The sequence below is a fragment of the Pararhizobium capsulatum DSM 1112 genome (assembly GCF_030814475.1).
In the GTDB taxonomy this organism is placed as follows: Bacteria; Pseudomonadota; Alphaproteobacteria; order Rhizobiales; family Rhizobiaceae; genus Pararhizobium; species Pararhizobium capsulatum.
In genome coordinates, this window is sequence record NZ_JAUSVF010000003.1 from 630,602 (window position 1) to 650,816 (window position 20,215).

The following is a 20,215-nucleotide window of genomic DNA, read 5'->3' on the forward strand; positions in this document are numbered from 1 at the left end:
GGTCATGGATTGGGAGGGCAAACACTAATGAACGACACTACCCTGAACTTTTACCGAGCAAATTCGGAGGAATATGCGGCTGACGGAAGTGCGCCCAATCCAAGGTTATTCACGTTCCTGAGCCAGTGCAAACCGAATGGTAGGGTGCTGGAATTAGGCACAGGTGGTGGCGTCGACGCAGCCGCTATCATCGAGAATGGCTTCAAGCTGGATGCTACAGACGGATCATCGGAACTTGCTGCCATTGCTTCGCTTCGCATTAGGCAACCTGTCAAGACGATGTTATTTAGCGAGTTGGATGCCAATGGTGTTTATGACGGGGTTTACGCCTGTGCTTCTCTGACCCATGCGCCGCGACATGAACTCGGTCAGGTCATCAGCAGAATTTACCGTGCGATGACTGAGAATGCTGTTGTTTGGGCGAGCTTCAAGGCTGGCGACGAGGAGGGCTTAGATGCGCTCGGACGCTATTATAACTATTTTGAGCAAAGTCAGTTGATATCGCTTTGGCAAGCATCAGCACCTTGGAAGAAGATTGAAATCGAGGCTTGGACAGGTGGCGCATACGACCGGAAGCCGACTGAGTGGCTTGCTATCACAGCGATGAAATGAAGGCCGCTTCGGGCCGGAATGCGTCATGGGAGCTTCGCGCCTTAGGAGACGTTGTGGTGTGCTGCCTAACGCATTCCCGGTCGGTACCGGAAAGCATCGACGAACGCCGCGAAGGCTGGCGAGGGATTTCGGCGGCTTGGATAATACAGGCGATCTGGAAGGTCGGGCACCACTCCGAGAGCCCCTGTCTCGCCCGACCTCGACAACCAGGAAGTTCGTGCTGTAACGTCCAATACCATGGATGGTGACATATGGGATGGCGAAACAGCTAGGTCTTACGATTCGCCCGGCATCGGAATGTTTTCGACGAGCGTGTTGGGACCCACAGTTGATCGACTTGTTGAACTTGCGGAAGGTGGGCCGGTTCTCGAATTCGCCATCGGAACTGGCCGGGTGGCTGTTCCGCTCAGAGAGCGGGGTATTTCCGTCGTCGGGATCGAAAATCTCCCGCCATGATTGCTCAAATGCGTACAAAAGCCAGCGAAGAAAACATCCCTGTCACACTTGGTGACATGGCCAAGACCGTCGTTCCCGGAAGCTTTTCGCTAGTCTATCTTGTATACAACACAATTTCGAACTTGCTGACTCAAGCGGAGCAAGTCCGCTGCTTTTGTAACGCAGCGCTCCATCTTCGATCTGGCGGTCGTTTCGTTGTGGAGCCGTGGGTGCCCGAGCTTCGCAAGTTGACACCGGGCGAACAAGCAGTGGTCTGGCATTCGGAACCTGGCTATATTGGCCTCGACACCTACGATGTGGTGCTTCAGCAGGTCATTTGTAAGCGGTTAGCCGACCCCGCTCGACTCGAAGTTCCACGGCATCAGAGCGTCGATATCCTGCGCGGGCCATCCGTTGGCCATGCGAACTAAGGTCTGTGTCAGCCAGGCGAGCGGATCGACGTTGTTCATTTTAGCTGTCTGCAAAAGCGTGGCGATCGTGGCCCATGTGTTGCCACCGCCTTCGCTTCCGGCAAATAGACTATTCTTCCGTGTGATCGTTTGGGGACGGATTGCGCGCTCGACGATATTGGAGTCAATCTCGATGCGGCCGTCACCGAGAAAGCGTTCCAGAGATTGTCGGCGGGTCATTGCATAGCGGATCGCTTCCGCGGTCTTGGACTTGCCAGAAACTTTCGCGAGCTCCTTTTCCCAGATGTCAAAAAGGTTGGCGACAATGGCCGCAGACCGCTCTTGTCGTGCGGCAGCACGGATGTTGGCATCCTTTCCCCGGATCTCGTCCTCGACCTTCCACAACTCGCTCATCGCCTTCACCGAGGCTGTCGCGGCGTGATTGATACCCCCCACATGGAGTTCGTAGAATTTGCGCCTGACATGCGCCCAGCACCCTGCCAACGTGATGGTTTCGTTGCTGCCGGCCTTGACCTGCTCTTTGACCATGCTCGTATAGGCGCCGTGCCCATCAACCTGGAGAATGCCGTTGAAGCCGCTCAGGTGACGGGCCACACAGCGCCCACCTCTGCTGTCTTCAAATCTGTAGGCGACCATTGGTGGCCCTGATCCCCCGAACGGCCGATCATCACGTGCATAGGCCCACAGCCATGCCGTCATTGTTTTTCCCGAACCAGGCACCAGGGTCGGCAATGTCGTTTCGTCGGCAAAGACCCTTTCACCTGCTTTAATCCTCTCCAGGATGTAATCGGCCAGGATCTTGAGCTCGAAGCCGAGATGTCCCATCCATTGAGCCATCAAGGAGCGGCTCAGTACCACGCTGTCGCGCAGGTAGATTGTTTCCTGACGGTAGAGCGGAAGGCCGTCGGCGTATTTGGATACGGCGATGTAGGCCAGGAGCCGTTCGCTCGGCAGGCCAGCTTCGATGATATGGGCAGGTGCCAAAGCCTGCAGCACGCCGTCACGGCCCCTAAACGCGTATTTAGGTCTGCGGGTGACAATAACCCTAAACTTCGGTGGGATGACATCGAGCCGCTCGGATCGGTCTTCGCCGATCAAAACCTTTTCCAACCCTTGGCACTCTTCAGGGATTTCAGGTTCAATGACCTCCTCGATACGCTCGAGATGAGCGGCAAAGCCTTTGCGCGGGCGAGCCTCCCGCTTCGGCTTGTCTTTCCGTAACTGGTCGAGCTCGCTGTCGATCGTCGCTAAGCCGGTTTCGACCTCCTCGAACGCAAAGTCGATCTGATCATCGTCGATTCCCAACCGAAGCCGTTCTGAGCGGGTGCCTTTCTGAGCACGCTGTAGAACTTTCACAATCGCAGTGAGGGTGGCGATCCGCTCGTCAGTGTCTTTCTTCAATGCCTCAAGCCGGGTGATCTCCGCTCGGGCAGCGGCGCCTTCTGCACTCATGGCGACGATCATCGCCTTGAGTGCATCAACGTCGTCAGGAAGGTCCGAAGCAGAGAACATCATAGCAGGAAGTAGATCACAAATAGTGATCTTTTCCTAGCGTTTACAGTAACATGCGTGAGATTTTTTGGATGGGTTCAACCCGTCGAAAGCGGCCTCCTGATTGTCGCCGGGCGGATCTTCTTCCAATCCATTCCGGCCAGTAGGGCCATGAGCTGGGCATGATCCAGACGGATGCGCGCCGCCGTCGCTGCCGGCCAGCAAAAGCCATTTCCTTCGATAACTTTCGAATAGAGACAGACCCCGCTGCCATCCCACCACACGATCCGGACACGGTCCTTCCGTTTGGAACGGAACACGTAAAGGGCGCTATTGAAAGGATCTAGACCGCCATCCCTGACCAAAGCCATCAACGAAGCCGCTCCCTTGCGAAAGTCGACCGGTTGGCAGGAGACGTAAACGACAACGCCAGACGCAATCATGCCCTGCGCACCGCCCGTAGGATCTTGGCAAGATGATCCGGCTCGATATCTCCGGCAACGCGCACCACGACGTCACCCATGACGATCTCCACCGGTGAACTTGCAACAGCTTCGACGCGCGCGAAACTAACCCTTTCATTAGCCTCTTTCGAAAGGGGCACCACCGATCCCGAGGCCAATGCCTTGCGACGCCAGCCGTAAAGCTGCGAAGCATCCAGTCCTGCAGCGCGTGCGATAGCCGAGACATTCGCCCCCGGCAGAAACGTCTCGGCAATCAGCCGCGCCTTCTCGTCATCCGGCCAATCGCGCGGCTTACGTCTCGACCGTACCGGTGTCGCTGTCAAAACCTCAAAGGCACGAGCCTGATTCACACTGTCGCTCATAGGATTCTCCGCATGATTCATGCCGAAAATGAGCCATTTTACGCCCCCCCGCTACGTGGGGTCGCCTGCGCGCTTACGGTCATTTCGCACCATTTCCGATTTGACGACACCAAGCAGGCACAGGTTTTCCGGTCTCCTCACCGCTACATTTGGCCAGCAGAACTAGACCTAATGGGCCAACTTGCAGGATTCGAACTCGAGTGTCGGCACGCTGATTGGAGGGGGACACCATTCACGTCCGAGTCACGCTCTCACGTCTCAGTCTTTCGCCTTGCCGATTATTAACCAGCAGCCTACTTCAGAAGATGCAGGCTTGCTTGAAGCCAGGCATGAGGGAAAATATCGTCGGATCGAGGTAATCACTGGTCGACGCCAACGGCGGAATTGGACAGACGAGGAGAAGGCTCGCATCCTTGCGGAAAGCACGGAGCCTGATGTGAACATCTCGGCTGTTGCTCGGCGCTGGGGCGTCAATCGCGGTTTGCTGAATGTTTGGCGTCGGGATGCCGGGAGCGTGACGCCAAAGAAGAACCGCAGAGCGCAGACCGTCTGGTTCAAGGCCGGCCACGATAGGCCCGATGATACCAGTGCACCTGAAAGGCACGCACGTCTTCCATTCCAAGGCGGTCTGGCGAACGGCCGAAATAGCGAGAAAACTTCGTCACTGCATGCAAATACGATCGTTGCGTCGCGGGCGAAAGATTGCGGATCGTCATGTCCTCGATCATCCGCCGCCGTAGAGGGCTCATCTCCGTCATTGTCATCTCCTGTTTGAAGGTGGGCGAAACAGCCCATTCCTTTAATCAGTAGCACTTCATGCAATCAGATCGTCCAAATGCCGCGAAAGCGGCTTCGTTCAATCCATATGAGTCAGTTTATTCGAACGGCGCTTTAGCCCCCGTTACGAGGCGGGGCATTCTTTCGTTCATCCGGAAATCCGGGCCCCTAGGTTCATCCCGCCTTGCGATAGCGGCGGGCAACATAAACGATGTCTCCACGCGAAAGCCCCTTGTACAGGGCAGACCCTTTGGAACCGGAGAACTCCGTCATGAAGTGCTGCATCCATCGAGAACGGCCGATCCGTTCGCGTTTACGTGCCTCGGCGGCATCCAGCGCCGCGACCACGCCCTTTGAGATATTTCGCGCCTCCGCAAGTTCCAGACCCGGCGCGCCAAGCTGCCCGTCCAGGGCGGCAAGCTGGGTTTTTGACCGCATGTCGGCAAAGGTGAACCACCCACCGGGCGCGAGCACGCGTGAGACCTCCCGAGCAAACGCTGGCACGTTGCCGTAGCAATGGGAGGATTCGATGTTCACGACGATATCGAAGGAGCCATCAGCGTAGGGCAGATTTTCCGCATCGCCCGTTTCAAAGACAAGCGACGGAGCGTCCTGATTGATGCGTCGGGCGCGCCGCACGGTTTCAGGCGAGTAGTCGAGCCCGACGATCGATGCAGGCGCATGGTAGCGGGCGATAAATCGCGAGCCTCCACCGCGACCCGAGCCAATCTCGAGGACACGCTTGCCACGGACCGGCAGGCCTTCGACCGCCTGCTGGTAAAGGCCAATGAAGGCTCGCTCCGCCTCGTCTTCGGCTTCCAACAGGAAGGTGGGATCGGCGGGCACGAAGCCGTAGTTCATGAAGCGCCAATCCCGGTCGCGCCAGGACAAGGATAAAAGGTTATAGATACGCCGCCAGACCCATTTCTGCACACGCGGAAACTTGCCGGTTGAAGCAACGTCGAGAACGCGGGAGAACAGGCGGCTGCTCATCGCGGGGGATTACCAGCCGTTCGCAGCGCCGTGGCCGCCTCAATGTTCTTGAACTCGTTATATAGCCAGGCCCGGCCCTTGCGGGTTAGCTCAGCGTCGTCCTTGTTCACGGGGTTGAACCAGGGCAGGTAGTATTTCAGAACCAGCGGCATGCAGCGACGCCAATAACCCGGCGAGATCAGCACCAATCTTGCCAGGCGCAGCCAGAAACGCGGGCCCGTTTTGATGCCGTCGGTACGCGCGAAAATTTTGATATTGCGCAGTGTAATGAACACAAAGGGGAAAAGGGTCGCGTTCATGGCCATCACACGGATAAAATAGCGCTTCCAGCCTGAAAGTTTCGGTGTCGCTTGCTTCAATACGTCCAACGCGACCGCTTTGTGTTCGAGCTCTTCCAGAGCGTGCCACATCCACAAGCGACGATAGCTGGGCGCCGCGTCGGCGAGCAATTCCGGATGGCGCAGCGTCACGGCCGATAGGGTTGCCGTCAGATGTTCGATCGCGCAGGTGACGACGAGCCGTAGGATTGGCGACGTGTCGCGGGCGAGGCCGACACGAACCGGTCGTTCCATGGCCTCGACGTCATAGCCGAGCTTGGTCAAGGCACGATTATAATCCATATGCTCGCGCGTGTGAAACGCCTCCTGGACCGCATAGCCGTTGATCTCGGCGGCGAGTTCCTTGTCGGCAAGTTTTGGCGCGTAATGTTTCAGCGAGCGGATAAAATAACGCTCGCCCTCCGGCAGAAAGATCGACAGGCCATCGAGCAGCACGGTTTTTTGGAAGTCGCCGGCGAACCAGTTGCGGATGGGATTTTCGACAATGCCGAAACGGATATCGCGCGGGATAATATCCTCGTCATCGGAGCCGGCTGAGGCCCCCTCCCACTTCGCGGCCTCGATTGGCCCAAATGCCTGCTCCATTTCACCCACCATTCCCCGGCTATCGCCCTGCGCTGCTTGGGCTAGGTCAGAACCCACTTGCTCTCAAACCATTCGTCTGCCCACAACAACAAACGGAATGTCGGGGCTGACCGTCGTGCCCTGTGAAATCGATCGAAAAAATCCCGATCTGCCCCCCCCAGAAAATCAACCGTGCTTCATTGAAATACCACCTTTGGGTGCCAAAGAAGTTTGATTGCTGCGACCACGGCTAATGCTGGGCTCTGCCGATAGGTTTTCGACACTGGCACTGATGCCTGTAGAATACTATACCAGTTTCTAAGCGCGATAAACCCACCCGCTGTTGGATCGCTTCAGCGAGGGTCGTGCGTCTCGAGTCTGGTAGCCAAAGTTGGTCCAGGCTTTGTCACTCGCTTCGCCAGGATCAGTCACGCCGGCCACCTCAAGATCGGTCCTGGCCACGTTTACGCGAGCAAGTGAAACTTGCAGCAGATCCGTGCCAGTGATCGTCGGCTTAGCCCCTGTCGGCTGACATTCAACGTCCCATGGCTTGACTGTCGCGGCTTCAAGTCCGGCTCATTCGCTTCCTTTTGCAAGATCAGCCCGAGGGAAAAGGACGCGATGTCGTGGGCGATGCCATCGGAGTCGTAGAGGTAGTCGTCCGTTCCACCGTCGGTCTCGATGATCTGGGCGGGCGAGTTTATTACTACTCGACCAAGGCGCTGTACGGTATCTCGATGGCGATTAGCACCCTTAGTGGGCTTTTGACTTTTGCCCCTGTAATTGCGGGGTTACGCATTTCGAAATTTTCAGCGAGGTTTTGGGCAGCGCTCAAGAGCCCCACGCTGGTCCTTGGTCACTCCCTGGTGAAGAGCAGCCAACCGAGCGCCCGGTTACCCCAAAACCGGACTCGAGCCATCCTGCAAGTACTCACGCAGGATGGCTCAATTTTACACTCAAGGTGCGTTTGTTGCAGTTGCTGGTGGGCCTTTTTTCAGGTCGATAAGCAGGGTTCGAATCGAGGCGCGCACGTCGCCGTTGTGCCAGGCTCGCACCATCGCGATTTCGTGAACCGGACCTGCAAAAATGGTCTCATGTGTTTCAGCGCTCATGACTTGAGGCACACGCCTTCAGGAGCTTTGTCAACGCACTTGACCGTCTCTGGGCTTCGACTTCGCTCGGGATATCCCGTCCTTTTAGACCGTCTTTTGCAACTTCGGAATATCCCCAGTTCCGGTCATACCGCCCGTGCAGCGCGTTCCGATGCGGAGATGTCGCCATCCACCGTGTAATGCTCGCCAATGCCCGAGGGCTGTAGGATGGCAATTGCGTCAAACAGAAAGGCCGGGAAGAACCAGGCGTTTGGTGTCGATCCCCAGTCACTACGTTCGTTGTCTGCGTCGGCTGCCAGAAATCATAGGGAGTTTCGCCAAGCAACAAAATAGTCGTTAGGTGGAGCAGCAAGAGGATTAGGCGCGTGCAATGACTTGGTTGTACCAGGGAAGTCCTGACGAGCGCCACGGTCAGGCAGGCGGCGGTGTGGCCCAAGCTTGCCGTTTAGCTTTCATTTGGAGCGCCGAATCCCACTGTTCACGACGCGCAGCGGGCCAGTATGCTGGCGCGTCTCTTAATGGCGCGGTGTTACAGCTCACTCCGTCGCACCCATACTTTCATTTGCGAATGATTAGGGGGAACTCCCCGCCTTCTCGGGTGCGCATATAGTTCGAGAGACATAGGAGCGACCGCCTTTACATTGGATCGGTGGCTTGACTCAAATCGGGATCGATGTCCGCCTTGGTCGGAATTCGCACGAAGATGGGCGCAAGCCGAATCCCCATCTGAGTCTAGACATTTGATGGTACAATTGGCCCGCTCATATGAGCCACCGTGTGTATTCCGGCCCGAGATCGAGTTTGCCGTATGGTTGAATCGGCGATTGGAGGGGGTGATGATTGTCGGAATGGCAGGTGTGCCTTTAGAACTTGGGGCGACCCGTAATTACGACCTTATTTTCAGCCAGCTCGAAGCTGCAGGCGTCAAGGTCTATTTTCCGTTCACCCAATACCAGGAAAATCCGACGTCCCAGAGCCTCGGGTTTGAGACGGATTTTCTGCCCCCTCCCTTTGGTACCGCTGATCCGAGCGTTTTCGAAGCTATGCGAGCGCATGGCATCAAACTCGCCGTTAACGCCGAATTATTATACGACCTGAATGAGCCATTCCCATCGGCTGAGCTTGATCCCCTTCGTGCCCTTATCAAAGCAGCCGGGCGCGATCTTCTCCATGGCGTATATGGGCCGGACGAACCAGCCTTCCGCAACGTGGACCCAGCCGTTTCCCAGCGGCTTTACGAACACATAAAGGCGATCGACGCCAGCTTGCCGGTTATCCAGGTTCAACGGTCTATCGACGAAGAAGACCCGGTGATGCAGACGCAGGAAGGTCGCGATGCGTATTTCGCCGACGTCCTCGCTCATGCCAAATGGGCTGACATCGTCGGCTTCGATGTCTACCCGGTCGGCGCTTCCGTCGGTGCCTCGACCCCGTACAGCAATGGCAAGCTTGTTTCGCCGGCGCAGGCGGTCCGCGACTATATGACGTGGCTGGCGGAAAATCTTCCAGACAAGTTGCATACAATGGTTCTGCAGGGGTTTTCTCCGGTGGACCTGTACTCTGCGCATTTCCTCGCGCAGATGGACCTTCATCTGATCGCCGCGTCCCGCGGGCCGACCGCGCAGGAAATGCACGACATGCTCGCGGCGACCGAAGGCGCCGCGGTCGTTTTCTGGTGGGGCCAGAGCCATCTCAAGGACACCAGTTCCGAAACCTGGAAAAATCTGCTTGCCGAGACCGACACCTGGATCGATGCGCATGGAGGCTCGGACATGGTGCTGGCCGGCGGTGGCGGCAATGACATTCTACTCGGCGGCAGCGGCGACGACACTCTCGTCGGCGGCGGTGGCAACGATGCGCTCGTCGGTGGCGACGGCAACGACCTGTACATCGTCGACAGTGCCAGAGACATGGTTCTGGAAACCTCGGCGAACGTGGGGCAGGTAGATACCGTTCAGTCCTCCGTGAGCTATGCGCTGGGCGCCAATCTTGAAAATCTCGTTCTGACGGGGTCTGCCTCGATCAACGGTGCTGGCAACGACCTGGCGAACCAGATCACCGGCAACAGCGGCGCAAACTGGCTGATCGGCGGCCTTGGTGCTGACACGATGACCGGTGGCGCTGGCAACGATATCTACTTCGTCGACAATGCCCGGGACGTGGTTATCGAAGCGGCCGGCGCCGGCTCGGACGGGGTTGCGACCAGTGTCAGCTATACGCTGGCAACCAGCACGTCGATCGAGCTGTTTACCACCGACGACGCGCTTGTCACCAAGGCCCTCAACCTGACCGGCAACGCGCTTGCCCAAATCATTATCGGCAACAACGGGGCCAATGTGATCGATGGCGGCGGAGGAAACGACACACTGGAAGGCGAGGGAGGCAACGACCGGCTGATGGGTGGCCTCGGCAGTGACACGCTGGCCGGCGGTTCCGGCGCGGACAGTTTTGTCTTCAACACCGCGCTCAATTCTGCGACTAATGTCGATGTTATCACCGACTTCTCCGTGTCAGGCGATACGATCCAGTTGGAGAATGCTATATTCACCACGCTCGGTGCAGCCGGCGCACTGGCGTCATCAGCATTTCACATTGGAACTGCGGCGGCCGATGCCAGTGATCGGATCATCTACAATTCGGCGACAGGCGCGCTGAGTTACGATGCCGACGGCGTCGGCGCAGGCGCGGCAGTCCGCTTCGCAACCCTCGGCACCGGCCTGACCATGACGCATGCCGATTTTCTGGTAGTGTAAGGCTTGAGCCATGCCTCACGTTCGTGCATCGAACAACGGCCTGAAAGGTGCTCCCGATCGGCCCGCCGCGTAATAGACGGGGCTGGTAGTGAAAAGAGCCTGATGTCTCTAGTCCGCCGGCGAGCAGGTGCTTGGAATCAAGAATGCAGTATAAAAAAGCCCCGACCGCAAATCAGCGGCCGGGGCGTCCTTTGTGAAACATAGGCAATATGATCTTTACTCTGAATTGGCGCACTCGTTATGGGTGGAGGGTGCCTCAACACCGTGATGTTTACTGTCACCAAGGGAACTGACATCGGAGACCAAGTCGTCGAGGGGATGCCCCGGGCTTGGATCATCTCAATCGTTTACCCGACGGCGGCGGTGCGTTCGCGGATCGTTCATGTCATCTACCGAAATTAGTGAATGCTAAATCGCAAGATACACCCTAAGATGTATCCATCACAAAGGCGTAGAGAGGGTTGTTTTGAGCGAGCCGAAAGTTGTTGTCAAAAGTATTCAAGGTGCATGGGTCGCATCAATCTTTCACAATGGCGCTGATGAACACAGAGCGTTTCGGACGCAAGAAGAAGCCGACCAGTATGGTAAAAAGCGAGCAAAAGCGCTGACCGACCGGGAAGGCTGAGGCAGCGATCGCGGCAGCTAGTCGCCTTGCGCGTCCATCGCCCAAGCGGGGACTGTTGTTTTGTTTTGGCGATGGTCAAACTCGATCAAATAATGGGTGGTGAGAACGAGCAAAAGTATTCCGGGCCTAACGATCGCGAGTAATGCTCCCAAAACTTTCGTTGGCGTCCACGCGCGCCGTCTGCCCGTCTACGTAAAGGCACGCCACGAAAACAGCCGCCACCGAGAAATATGCGACCAAGGCAATCAGCACCACAGAATCCTCCCATTTTGCCCCAGTCGAAAAAATTCTGCCCGTCGCCGCTAGCGGTCGACTCATCCATTTGGCTAGCTTGCGGCCATGGATACAACCTGAGTTATGCTCTCTGCGTAGCTACAAAAGGAGGCGCTCTCGGTAATAAGGCTTGGATGGCTCACTCACCGGGGTGGCCTGCTGCCGCTTTGGACTTGCCTCCGCTGAGGCGTGGTGCTTATCGCTCACATCCGGATGCTCAGTCGGAGGCTCGTAAGGTACCATGTCTATTGATTTCTTTTCGAGTAAGTCTCTTAGGGCCGTCGAATACAAAGGCCCGCTCGCTTCTGAGGTCTGTGGCCGTTATAGAACAGACCACATTTATCTTCAGCACGAAGCGCAGCACCTACCCGTCTGAACCTGATCACCGGGGGCTTTTCTTTTCATCTATATGGGATATCCGATTGGTGAAAGCGGGGCTGTGAGTTATGCTCACCACTACCTCGATGCGGGCTTGTTCAAAGTTTCAGTGTCGGAAAAGAGAATTGACGGTTTGTTATCCAATCCCGTTAGAAGGCGACAGGCGCGAAATTGTGCGTACGTTCAAGCTAGTTGGCTGCCGGATTTGATCACCACCGTATCGGATTTCAGGCATTCGGCCGTCGAACCACCCGTTCTCCTACTATTTCCAGACCGCCCCTCTGATGGGCTCTATCCTCGTCAAAGCTGAGAGCTAGTCACACCAATCCTCATCTCCTCGAACGGCGTCCACTAACAATTATGTCCATGCCAACGCAGAGGAATTGCCGCCCTTTTTACGGATGTGAAAGTCATGACAATGGAAATTGTGAGCAAAGCGGCAACCGTCTTCGCGCTGATCTTCGTGATTTCGAGCATGTTGGCGACGGGAGCAAGCCTCACAGTCTCTCAGATTTCCAGGCCTCTCCGAAATGTCCGGCTCATCTCGCTCGCAATCCTGGCCAATTTTCTTCTGATGCCCCTGATCGCGTTCACAGTCGCAAAGGTGTTCTGGCTCGCTGAACCCTTAGCAATAGGACTGCTACTACTTGGCTGTTCGGGGGGAGCGCCTATTTCGCCAAAGCTTTCCGAAATTGCAAAGGGTAATGTTCCGTCCGCAGTAGGTCTGATGGTGCTGCTGATGATCATTACGGTCGTTTATCTGCCTGTCGTGCTGCCCATGCTGCTTCCAGGCACCGCGGTTGATGCATGGAGGATTGCCCGCTCGCTTGTAGTGCTCATGCTCATCCCACTCGCCGCTGGGCTCATGTTCAACGGGAGATGTGCCGCTGTGGCATGTCGCATCAAACCTGCACTGGATTGGATATCCAATGTGACCTTCATCGTTATGACGACGTTGATCGTCATAACGAGTTTGGACGAGATTGTGGATGTTTTCGGCACCCGAGGCATCCTCGCGGGCTTCGTGTTTGTTGCATCGGGGTTTGGAATAGGCTGGGTGCTCGGAGGCTCCGCTCCGGACACCAGACGGGTTATGGCGCTCAGTACTGCACAGCGCAACTTTGCCGCCGCACTCGTCGTTGCAAGACAGAATTTCAGCGATCCGCAAGTGGCCGTGATGGTAGTCGTAACTTCGATTGTCGGATTGCTACTTCTCCTGCCAATGGCTCGAGCTTTGGCCAATCGGTGATCCGAAGACTTTCCCCCTTCCCCTGAGAACTGGATCCGAAGCGTGTCAGTCTTGGCCAAAACACTAAGCCAAATGTTATCGCAGGGATTGTGAACGCGATCGTTGGCCGATCAGCAATAGCCATAGATTTCTGGCGCTGAAGTGGCAGGCATTGTCCCTGCTTTCATGAAGTGTTTGTCACAAGGGTCATCATCCATAACTTGCGCCGTCGTCAGGTGTAGCCGCGGCGGGCGGCAAAGCGAGCTCGTGGAGTATGGCAACAAGTTCAGCGTGCACGGGCGATGTCCGTTCACTGAATGCCTCGATAGGGCTGGCCTCAGCGAGTCGGTTGAGGCGCGTGAGCAACCGAACGCGCTGACGGCGGGCAAGCTTGGCCTCGGATGCGCGCCAACGGAAGAATAGGCGGTACAGTTCGCCGTGTCCGAAGAGATTGTTAAGTTCGTGTATCGTGACGTAGACAAGGAATAGCACCATCAACCATATCTGAATTGATAAAAAACGCGTCAGCGAAAAGTGATTGACCAAGTGGTCCCCGAAATCGACGATTGTGCCGCCTGCAGCGACGAAACGGAGGAGCTCCTCGGCCAGCCGCGCGATCAATATGCACACCCAGTATATCCCGCTCTTGAACAACACGGGCTGAACCATCGGCGCGCCGTCGAAGCGGCGCATATAAGGCAGATTGTCGGTTATCAAAACGGCTTTTCCGATCAGCAGCGCCGCCACTAGCGCGGTGAGGAAACCACTGAACTCGATGCCGTGCTCCTCCAGGATCAGGCGCTTGGTCCACAAGATCAAGTTGAAACCGACGAAGAAGAAGATCGTCGGCGGAAGTGCAAGCTTCACCTGAACAACCCACCAAAAGAAGGCCCGCTGCAGGAACGGAGCCGACTTGGAGTTGGCAATGGCGGGATACCACATATGCTTCTCCCAAAGCACCGAGTCATCAGACCGCCATGAGCATCGAACGACAGGAGCTCGGCGAAGAACGTAGAAGCCATTCTGCCAATTTAAAGGCATTTTGTCACCACCGGGGAAAGAGAAGTGAATGCTGGACGATGAGCTGAAAGTTAGATCGAGCGAAGCGCCGAAGACTTCCAAGATATGGCATCTCGGCGAAGAATTTCTGGTCACTGGTGGTCTACGGCGACCATCGTAGTATAGTGAGGAAGCAACGGCATGCTGCAGAGTAGACCGCAGTTCACCCCGCTGAAATGCCAAGAGCTGGGTCGTCGGCTGAGAAGGCGGGTTTTCGCCTATTCTGCGCCGATACCGTTAGTTTACGGCATCGGTGTCGGAAATGCGCATTGACCAATTATTAATTAATCCCGTGAGATAAGACGACAAGTGCGAAGGTGTGCTTACGCGCCGAGCGTTGGGTTGCTGCAGTTGATCCCCATCGAACCGCTTCTCGAGTATTTGCTCGCTGAAATTGTCGCGCTCCTCCATAGCAAAATGTTGTTTTAGCGTGCCGCATTGATGCTCGGAACAGAAAGTTACCGATCACGCAGAACATTGCGCGCCAATTTCGCCGAAGGATCATGACATGCATTTGCCGTTCGCCTCTTCGACCGGCGAAGGTTAACATTGCCTGACATGAACATCGTTTACGGGATTGTCGCGACGGCAGAAATATTTGCGACAAGCCCGCGTTTCTAGTTATGCGAGAGAATCTGCTGTCGAGATTCAGTCACCTTCGAATGATCCCCTTAAACCGTGAATGATAACATGAATGTCCAAACGCAGACGTACGCGAGAAGCGCCAGACTGTAGAGCAAAGTCGTGCGCATAATTTCGGATTCTCGACCAACCTGACCAACTGCGGCCGCAGCTATGGCGATAGATTGCGGCGAGATCAGTTTTGCCATCACCCCACCGCTGGTGTTGGCGGCGACCAACAAGGGTTGGCTGGTTCCGATTTGTGTAGCTGTAACGGATTGCAGGTGGGCAAAGAGGGTGTTGCTGTTGACAACAGACCCGGTGATGAACACGCCAAGCCAGCCGATTACGGGCGCTATCAGGGGAAAAATCCTTCCGCTTTCAGCCAACCCCAGACCGATACTGGATGACGCTCCTGAAAAATTGGCAATATACGCAACTGCCATGATGAGAGAGATCATCGTCAGCGGGCTCCATAGATCACGAACTACAGTTCTGAACTGGTTGAATGAATCCCACAGCGACAATCTCGATGAGAGCAAGGTGGTGACGATTACGGCGATCAGAATTGCGGTTCCAGGCGCGCTTATCAGAGCCACGTTCCACACAGCAGGTAGAGCGTGAACCGAAGAAGCGATAGGCGGTAGTTCTTCTACCTGCATATGCAAGAACGGGATCGGCAGTTTCAGGACCGTGGCTGCCAGTAGGCCATCACCCGCGAAGAGGCCTTTAAATTGTGGTACGCTCCACAAAAGAACGACGCCCGTCAGTACGTAGAACGGCGACCACGCCGAAATGACCTCCTGGAGCGACCAGCGCTGAGCCGATACGGGCGGGGCACCAGTCTCTCGGTAAATCTGTTTTGGTTGCCAGAATTGCATGAACAAGGCGAGCGTAGCCATCGATGCAAGAGGAGCGATAATGTCGGTCAGTTCCGGCCCAATTAAATACAATGTGAGCGCTTGAAGACCACTGAATAACAATCCGATCAGGATAAGCACTGGCCAAGTTTCTCTGACGCCGCGAAAGCCATCGAGAACGAGGATCAGCAGCAGTGGCACGAATAGCGTGGACAGTTGAACGATCGCGATCATCATCACCGACATTTCCGAAAGATCGACACCGCCCTGCTGAGCACCGACCAAGACGGGGATCCCGATTGCGCCGTATGCCCCAGACGCGGCGTTCGCGAGAAGGCAGAGCATTGCAGCTTTAATCGGTTTAAAACCCAACTCCACGAGAAGCGCCGCGCAAATGGCAATGGGCACGCCGAATCCAGCCGCACCCTCAAGAAAAGCACCGAAGCAGAATGCGATCAGAATAACCTGGATGCGTTGATCATCTGATATCGTTGCGATGCTGCCGCGAATGACGTCAAACTTGCCGCTTTTGACCGCTAGCCTATACAGCCAAACAGCCATCAGCACGATGTAGCCGATCGGCCAAAGGCCGCCGAGGATTCCGAAGATGGCCGCTCCGAGGACCTTTTCCATTGGCATGTGGAAGATAAGGAAAGCCATGCCGACGGACAGCGCCAACGTGGCGATTGCAGCAGTCAGTCCCTTGAGCTTCAGGAAAGTCAACGCGACAAGGAAGAAGAGAATTGGAAGCGCTGCGACCAAGGCCGAAAGATAGAGATTTCCCAATGGATTGTATGTTTGTTGCCACATAAGCTTGTCCTTATTCTTCCAGTTTGGGGGGAAGGAGAATTCACGTCCTGACGATGGCATTGGGACAGTTTGTTTCGTTGGCCAAGCAGTTCAGGTTTTGGAACGTGACATCGGCAATCTCGCGCATGGCTTCGATGGTGAAAAAACCCTGATGCCCCGTCACCAACACATTCGGGAAGGTCATAAGCCGTTGAAAGACGTCGTCGGCAATAATGTCAGAAGACCTGTCCTGAAAGAAAAGCGGACCCTCTTGTTCGTAAACATCGATAGCAAGAGCGCCCAAGCGGCGGGATTTGAGCGCCGCAATGACCGCACGCGTATCGATCAGTGCTCCACGCGATGTATTGATCAACATTGCTTCTGGTTTCATCAAATGCAGTTTTTCTGCGTTGATCAGGTGCCTGTTGTCTTCGAAGAGTGGGCAATGGAGAGTGACGATATCCGAGCGTGCCAAAAGCGTTTTCAAATCCACCATTTCGCCTAACGCTGCGAATTCCGGAGATACCATCGGGTCGTAGCCCAGCACTTCGCAACCAAAGCCACTCGCAATTTTTGCAACAGCACGCCCGATTTTCCCCATGCCGATAATACCGAACGTCTTCTCGTGAAGCGTCATGCCCAATAGGCCGTCGAGCATGAAGTTGCCCTCACGAACGCGGTTATAGGCACGATGCGTGTGCCGGTTGAGCGTCATGATGAGGGCGATCGTGTACTCAGCGACGGCCTCCGGCGAATAGGCAGGGACGCGCGCCACGAGGAAGCCAAGCTCGTCGGCGGCTTTGAGATCGACATTGTTGAAGCCCGCGCAACGTAAAAAAATCCCTCTCACACCGAGAATTTTCAAGGCGTCGAGAACGGGGGCGTCCAACAGGTCGTTAACGAAAATGCATATGGCATCGCAGCCCTGTGCAAAAGTTACCGTTTGCAGGGACAAGCTGGCTTGCTGATAAACCAGGTTGAAGGGTTCCGCTTGTCGTTGGTTGGCTTCGTCCAAAAAATATTTGTCGTAAGCTTGAGCACTGAACACGGCTATTTTCATAGAGATTCCTATCGTGGCTTGGTAGCGAGCTTTCGTTGGTCTGTTTGGAGGGCCTAAACCGGCGGTGTCCTCAATGCGGTAATCTCTTTTAGCATCATGAAAAGCACGACAATCTCGTCCGGAACAGAGCCACAGCGATCGTTGGTCGAGAAGTTCCCTTCGTGCCACGCTCGCAGAGCAATCAAGACTTCGTTTTTAGTTGGGTTCGCGCGACCGACCCGAGGGAGGTAGTTGAGTTGGAGCCCTTGCTGCATAGTGTGTGAATAATCAATTTTTGCTAGCATTTTTTCAGTTGTGCAATATTCTATTTACTTCAGCTATAGTTGCGGGGAACTTTATGCGTGCGACCCTGAATTGGATAGCCGAAAACAATCACCGATGAGTGGGAATGCTTGGTCGGCATCCTGTCGCAACGATCATTCAGGTGCAGGAGCCACAAGTCCAGTGGCTCTGGTCGGAGAACCTTACGAAGCTCGGTGATTTCCAGCGTTCGCATAGTTTCACTGATGCGCAAAACGCGGCGGAAGGTAACGTCCGCGCATGGCTTGAGGGCGCTGACCTACCTACCGAGTGACGCTAATGCTTCCCGCATTTGGTGGATTGGACCGACGCTCAATTTTTCCGGCTCTTTCATCTCGATTCTGCACATTAAATCGTATGGTGTGGGGCCACGAAGTGTTTTCAAACGGCTATGACCAGAAGGGCCCAAAATCGTTTTGCGGTCACCGCGATGTCTCGCCGGGCGTTACGTCTCAGTCCTTGCGGCACCTTAACCTTCCGGTCTGGCCACTGCGACTGGATCTGCGCAGCGCGCAAACGCCGTTTCCACTACTAGATCACCAGGAAATCCGTGTTCGTGAGTGTCAGGTTGGTGCGCAAAGTGGCGAAGTGCACACCACCACCAGCGACGCTGCCATTGGCATCATAGTAGAGTTCGCCAGTGTCCTTTTCGTAGATGATGCGATCGCTGCTGTTGGCGGCAGCCCGGTCGAGTTGGAGGCGAAAGCACCGGAGGTGAGCGTCCCCGGAACCGTCAAAGCCTTGAAGATGGCGTTCTCAAGGCGGATGGCGTCGGCGGCGACATTGAAATCACTGATCTTGTCGACATTCGTGGTTGCGCTCAGCGCCGATCTGAAGTCAAACCGGTCCCCGCCGTCGCCGCCAGTCAGCGTATCGTTGCCGCCATAGCCTATGAGGATGTCGTTGCCATTGCCTCCGCCAATCGCGTTGGCACTATTGTTTCCGTAGAGGAGATACCACCGGCATCGATGACCGTGTCTGAGCCGTCTTCGAGCACATAGACATCGTTGCCCAGTAGTTACGATGACTAGCATAATTGGCTTGTTGGCGGCTGATGGAATTGGATTTTATCTCGGGGGATTTTTTGCCGCTGCCCTTTGTGTTCCAGTTGGCACATGGGTAGGAATTTTCGTGGGTTCCGCTCTTTTCAACTTTTGACATTCTCCTTTGTGAAGCGTGTGCCAAAGCAGTCGCTTGAGTGAACTGATAGGCCGCGAGCTAAATGATGCAAGAAACCTGCCATTCTTTTGAAACGTAGCGGCGGCCTACGGTGTGATGCGCTGGACGCGGTCGAACGCTAGTTCGCTTCCGGGGCACCGAGTATCTGACTGGGGCTCTGCTCGCTCGCATCACGTACCACGTCAACATTCGAGAGATGAACGTCGGCAGCTACCGTCTCGCGCAAAATCGCGCCCGAACGCCTCGCTGAAATTCATTCAAAAAATCGCAGCGGACGTTTCATTGTGCGCCACAAGTGGCCTGGTTTTACTCAGTCGTTGACAGGCCCAAGTGCCCCATTACCGGCGGTTGGTAGCCGGTAACTCTCTATAACCGTGCCCCGAGTCACAAATACAGATTCGAGACTGAGTTTTGCCCCGCCGCGCGGTTTCGTGGGCGTGGGCGCCATCTCCCGTCAATATTCGGCGTGCTTGGCGGAAGCCTGCCGCTCAGTCATATCCCCAAATCTTGAGGGTGGCCGTTTTTGCATCATTGAGGATCTTGTACTGGACGGAAACCCCGGTGAGACGCCCTTTACGCCCCGGAGCATTCTTCGCAGCCGTTTGTCCTCCCGATTTCAGGACTCCGAAATCGGAGACGGTATCGTCTCGGCGATTGTCCCAGTGGAGCACGACTTTCTCGATCTCCACATCAGCGCCCTCGGCAGAAAGCTTCACCGATTTGACATCCTTTTCCCAGCGATTCCCTTCACTGTTGATATTGACGCTTGGATCTGCGGACTTGATCGTCTGCTCGCCGAGCATGAACCATTGATCAGCTCCGGAGCTTTCTGCCGGGGTCAAGATTGCTACGGACGCCACCACGAAAGGAGCCATTAAAGTGAGAATTCTTATCTTCATTTCTTTTTCCCTTCTGATTGCCGGTTTACGAATAAACGATGTCCGCCCTCAGGGCAGAGGTACGGCCAAAGGTTCCACTGTCATCTTGCTCACAAATCTTACGATATGCTCCAAGAACGATTGCCTCGTTCATGCCAAGAGCATGGCTAAGGTATCTAGCGCTGTCTTACGGCGATGTTGCGCTTGTTTCTTTCTCCTTGCAAGAGCCGCGCCCGTCTGGGCGGCCAAGGTGGGAGACGGTGTTCCGGTAATTCGCGGACAGCGATGGAGTTCCTCCGAAATCCGATTGTGGAACGATAGTTTCATAGAAATGCCGATATCGACGCGTAAGCCGCGCTTTGGGAACTGCGCATAGACGCTTTGCAGCGTAAGCGTTGGCAACAGACCTGGGTGACCGGTTCGGTTTGTTGAATGTTTGGCATCGGGACGCGGGCTTGAGCTCTCATCGCTCGGCCAAGATCTGTGCACAGCGGGCCTTGTTCGTGCCGGGGACCGTAGTCGGCGATCGAACATCGCCCGAGACCTTGCCGTCAGATGCCGTCCACTTCACCGATGGTCGGATTGAGATCGAGATTACCCGAAGCGGCCCAAACTGTTTCTACGGCCGCAGAC

General features: G+C 55.6%; 15 protein-coding genes and 2 pseudogenes. 5 read left to right on the forward strand and 12 right to left on the reverse strand.

Translation table 11 applies throughout. The annotated features are described in order from the left end of the window. Positions 1–27: 27 nt before the first annotated feature. Positions 28–612, forward strand: coding sequence for a class I SAM-dependent methyltransferase (locus tag QO002_RS28200; protein WP_307236202.1), 585 nt, complete (start codon positions 28–30; stop codon positions 610–612). 782 nt (positions 613–1,394) lie between these two features. On the opposite strand, the gene tnpC is transcribed toward QO002_RS28200, so the two are convergent. The 3 genes from tnpC to QO002_RS28220 all read right to left on the reverse strand — a co-directional run bounded on the left by tnpC (position 1,395) and on the right by QO002_RS28220 (position 3,795). After that, entirely contained in the window at positions 1,395–2,993 is a 1,599-nt protein-coding gene (gene tnpC / locus QO002_RS28210) for an IS66 family transposase (RefSeq protein WP_307236204.1), read from the reverse strand. Positions 2,994–3,067: 74 nt separating this feature from the next. Beyond that, positions 3,068–3,412, reverse strand: a complete 345-nt coding sequence (gene tnpB, locus QO002_RS28215; RefSeq protein ID WP_037098231.1) for an IS66 family insertion sequence element accessory protein TnpB — start codon at positions 3,410–3,412, stop codon at positions 3,068–3,070. Further along, positions 3,409–3,795 carry a transposase gene (locus QO002_RS28220; RefSeq protein WP_307225521.1) on the reverse strand — a complete coding sequence of 129 codons (387 nt, stop codon included), beginning with the start codon at positions 3,793–3,795 and terminating at the stop codon, positions 3,409–3,411. Before QO002_RS28220 ends, tnpB begins: the two co-directional genes overlap by 4 nt. A 277-nt stretch (positions 3,796–4,072) precedes the next feature. Here QO002_RS28220 and QO002_RS28225 point away from each other — a divergent pair. Beyond that, positions 4,073–4,333: pseudogene (locus QO002_RS28225) on the forward strand (transposase); the annotation flags it as partial. Here the strand turns inward: QO002_RS28225 and QO002_RS28230 are convergent. The 4 genes and pseudogenes from QO002_RS28230 to QO002_RS28245 all read right to left on the reverse strand — a co-directional run. After that, positions 4,306–4,553: pseudogene (locus tag QO002_RS28230) on the reverse strand (site-specific integrase); the annotation flags it as partial. The pseudogenes QO002_RS28225 and QO002_RS28230 overlap by 28 nt on opposite strands. Positions 4,554–4,746: 193 nt before the next feature. Next, positions 4,747–5,565 carry a class I SAM-dependent methyltransferase gene (locus QO002_RS28235; protein WP_307236206.1) on the reverse strand — a complete coding sequence of 273 codons (819 nt, stop codon included), beginning with the start codon at positions 5,563–5,565 and terminating at the stop codon, positions 4,747–4,749. Continuing rightward, entirely contained in the window at positions 5,562–6,488 is a 927-nt protein-coding gene (locus tag QO002_RS28240; RefSeq protein ID WP_307236208.1) for a metal-dependent hydrolase, read from the reverse strand. Before QO002_RS28240 ends, QO002_RS28235 begins: the two co-directional genes overlap by 4 nt. A gap of 935 nt (positions 6,489–7,423) precedes the next feature. Further along, on the reverse strand, positions 7,424–7,579 hold the full coding sequence (locus QO002_RS28245; protein WP_307236210.1) for a hypothetical protein: 156 nt from the start codon (positions 7,577–7,579) through the stop codon (positions 7,424–7,426). Between the two features lie 836 nt (positions 7,580–8,415). Here QO002_RS28245 and QO002_RS28250 point away from each other — a divergent pair. The 3 genes from QO002_RS28250 to QO002_RS28260 all read left to right on the forward strand — a co-directional run bounded on the left by QO002_RS28250 (position 8,416) and on the right by QO002_RS28260 (position 12,857). Beyond that, positions 8,416–10,332 carry a calcium-binding protein gene (locus QO002_RS28250; protein ID WP_307236212.1) on the forward strand — a complete coding sequence of 639 codons (1,917 nt, stop codon included), beginning with the start codon at positions 8,416–8,418 and terminating at the stop codon, positions 10,330–10,332. A 466-nt stretch (positions 10,333–10,798) separates the two neighbouring features. Next, entirely contained in the window at positions 10,799–10,957 is a 159-nt protein-coding gene (locus tag QO002_RS28255; RefSeq protein WP_307236214.1) for a hypothetical protein, read from the forward strand. 1,063 nt (positions 10,958–12,020) lie between these two features. After that, entirely contained in the window at positions 12,021–12,857 is an 837-nt protein-coding gene (locus QO002_RS28260; RefSeq protein ID WP_307236216.1) for a bile acid:sodium symporter family protein, read from the forward strand. A gap of 189 nt (positions 12,858–13,046) precedes the next feature. On the opposite strand, the gene QO002_RS28265 is transcribed toward QO002_RS28260, so the two are convergent. From QO002_RS28265 to QO002_RS28290, 5 genes are all read right to left on the reverse strand, one after another. Then, the gene (locus QO002_RS28265; protein WP_307236218.1) at positions 13,047–13,778 is read right to left on the reverse strand and encodes a hypothetical protein; all 732 of its coding nucleotides are present in this window, start codon (positions 13,776–13,778) and stop codon (positions 13,047–13,049) included. A 788-nt stretch (positions 13,779–14,566) separates the two neighbouring features. Further along, positions 14,567–16,186, reverse strand: a complete 1,620-nt coding sequence (locus QO002_RS28270) for an L-lactate permease (protein ID WP_307236220.1) — start codon at positions 16,184–16,186, stop codon at positions 14,567–14,569. 40 nt (positions 16,187–16,226) lie between these two features. Further along, positions 16,227–17,225, reverse strand: coding sequence for a 2-hydroxyacid dehydrogenase (locus QO002_RS28275; protein WP_307236222.1), 999 nt, complete (start codon positions 17,223–17,225; stop codon positions 16,227–16,229). Between the two features lie 863 nt (positions 17,226–18,088). Continuing rightward, positions 18,089–18,559, reverse strand: coding sequence for a M10 family metallopeptidase C-terminal domain-containing protein (locus tag QO002_RS31040; protein ID WP_370878610.1), 471 nt, complete (start codon positions 18,557–18,559; stop codon positions 18,089–18,091). A gap of 633 nt (positions 18,560–19,192) precedes the next feature. Beyond that, positions 19,193–19,603: a DUF2541 family protein gene (locus QO002_RS28290; protein WP_307236226.1), complete on the reverse strand. Its 411-nt coding sequence runs from the start codon at positions 19,601–19,603 to the stop codon at positions 19,193–19,195. Positions 19,604–20,215 lie beyond the last annotated feature (612 nt).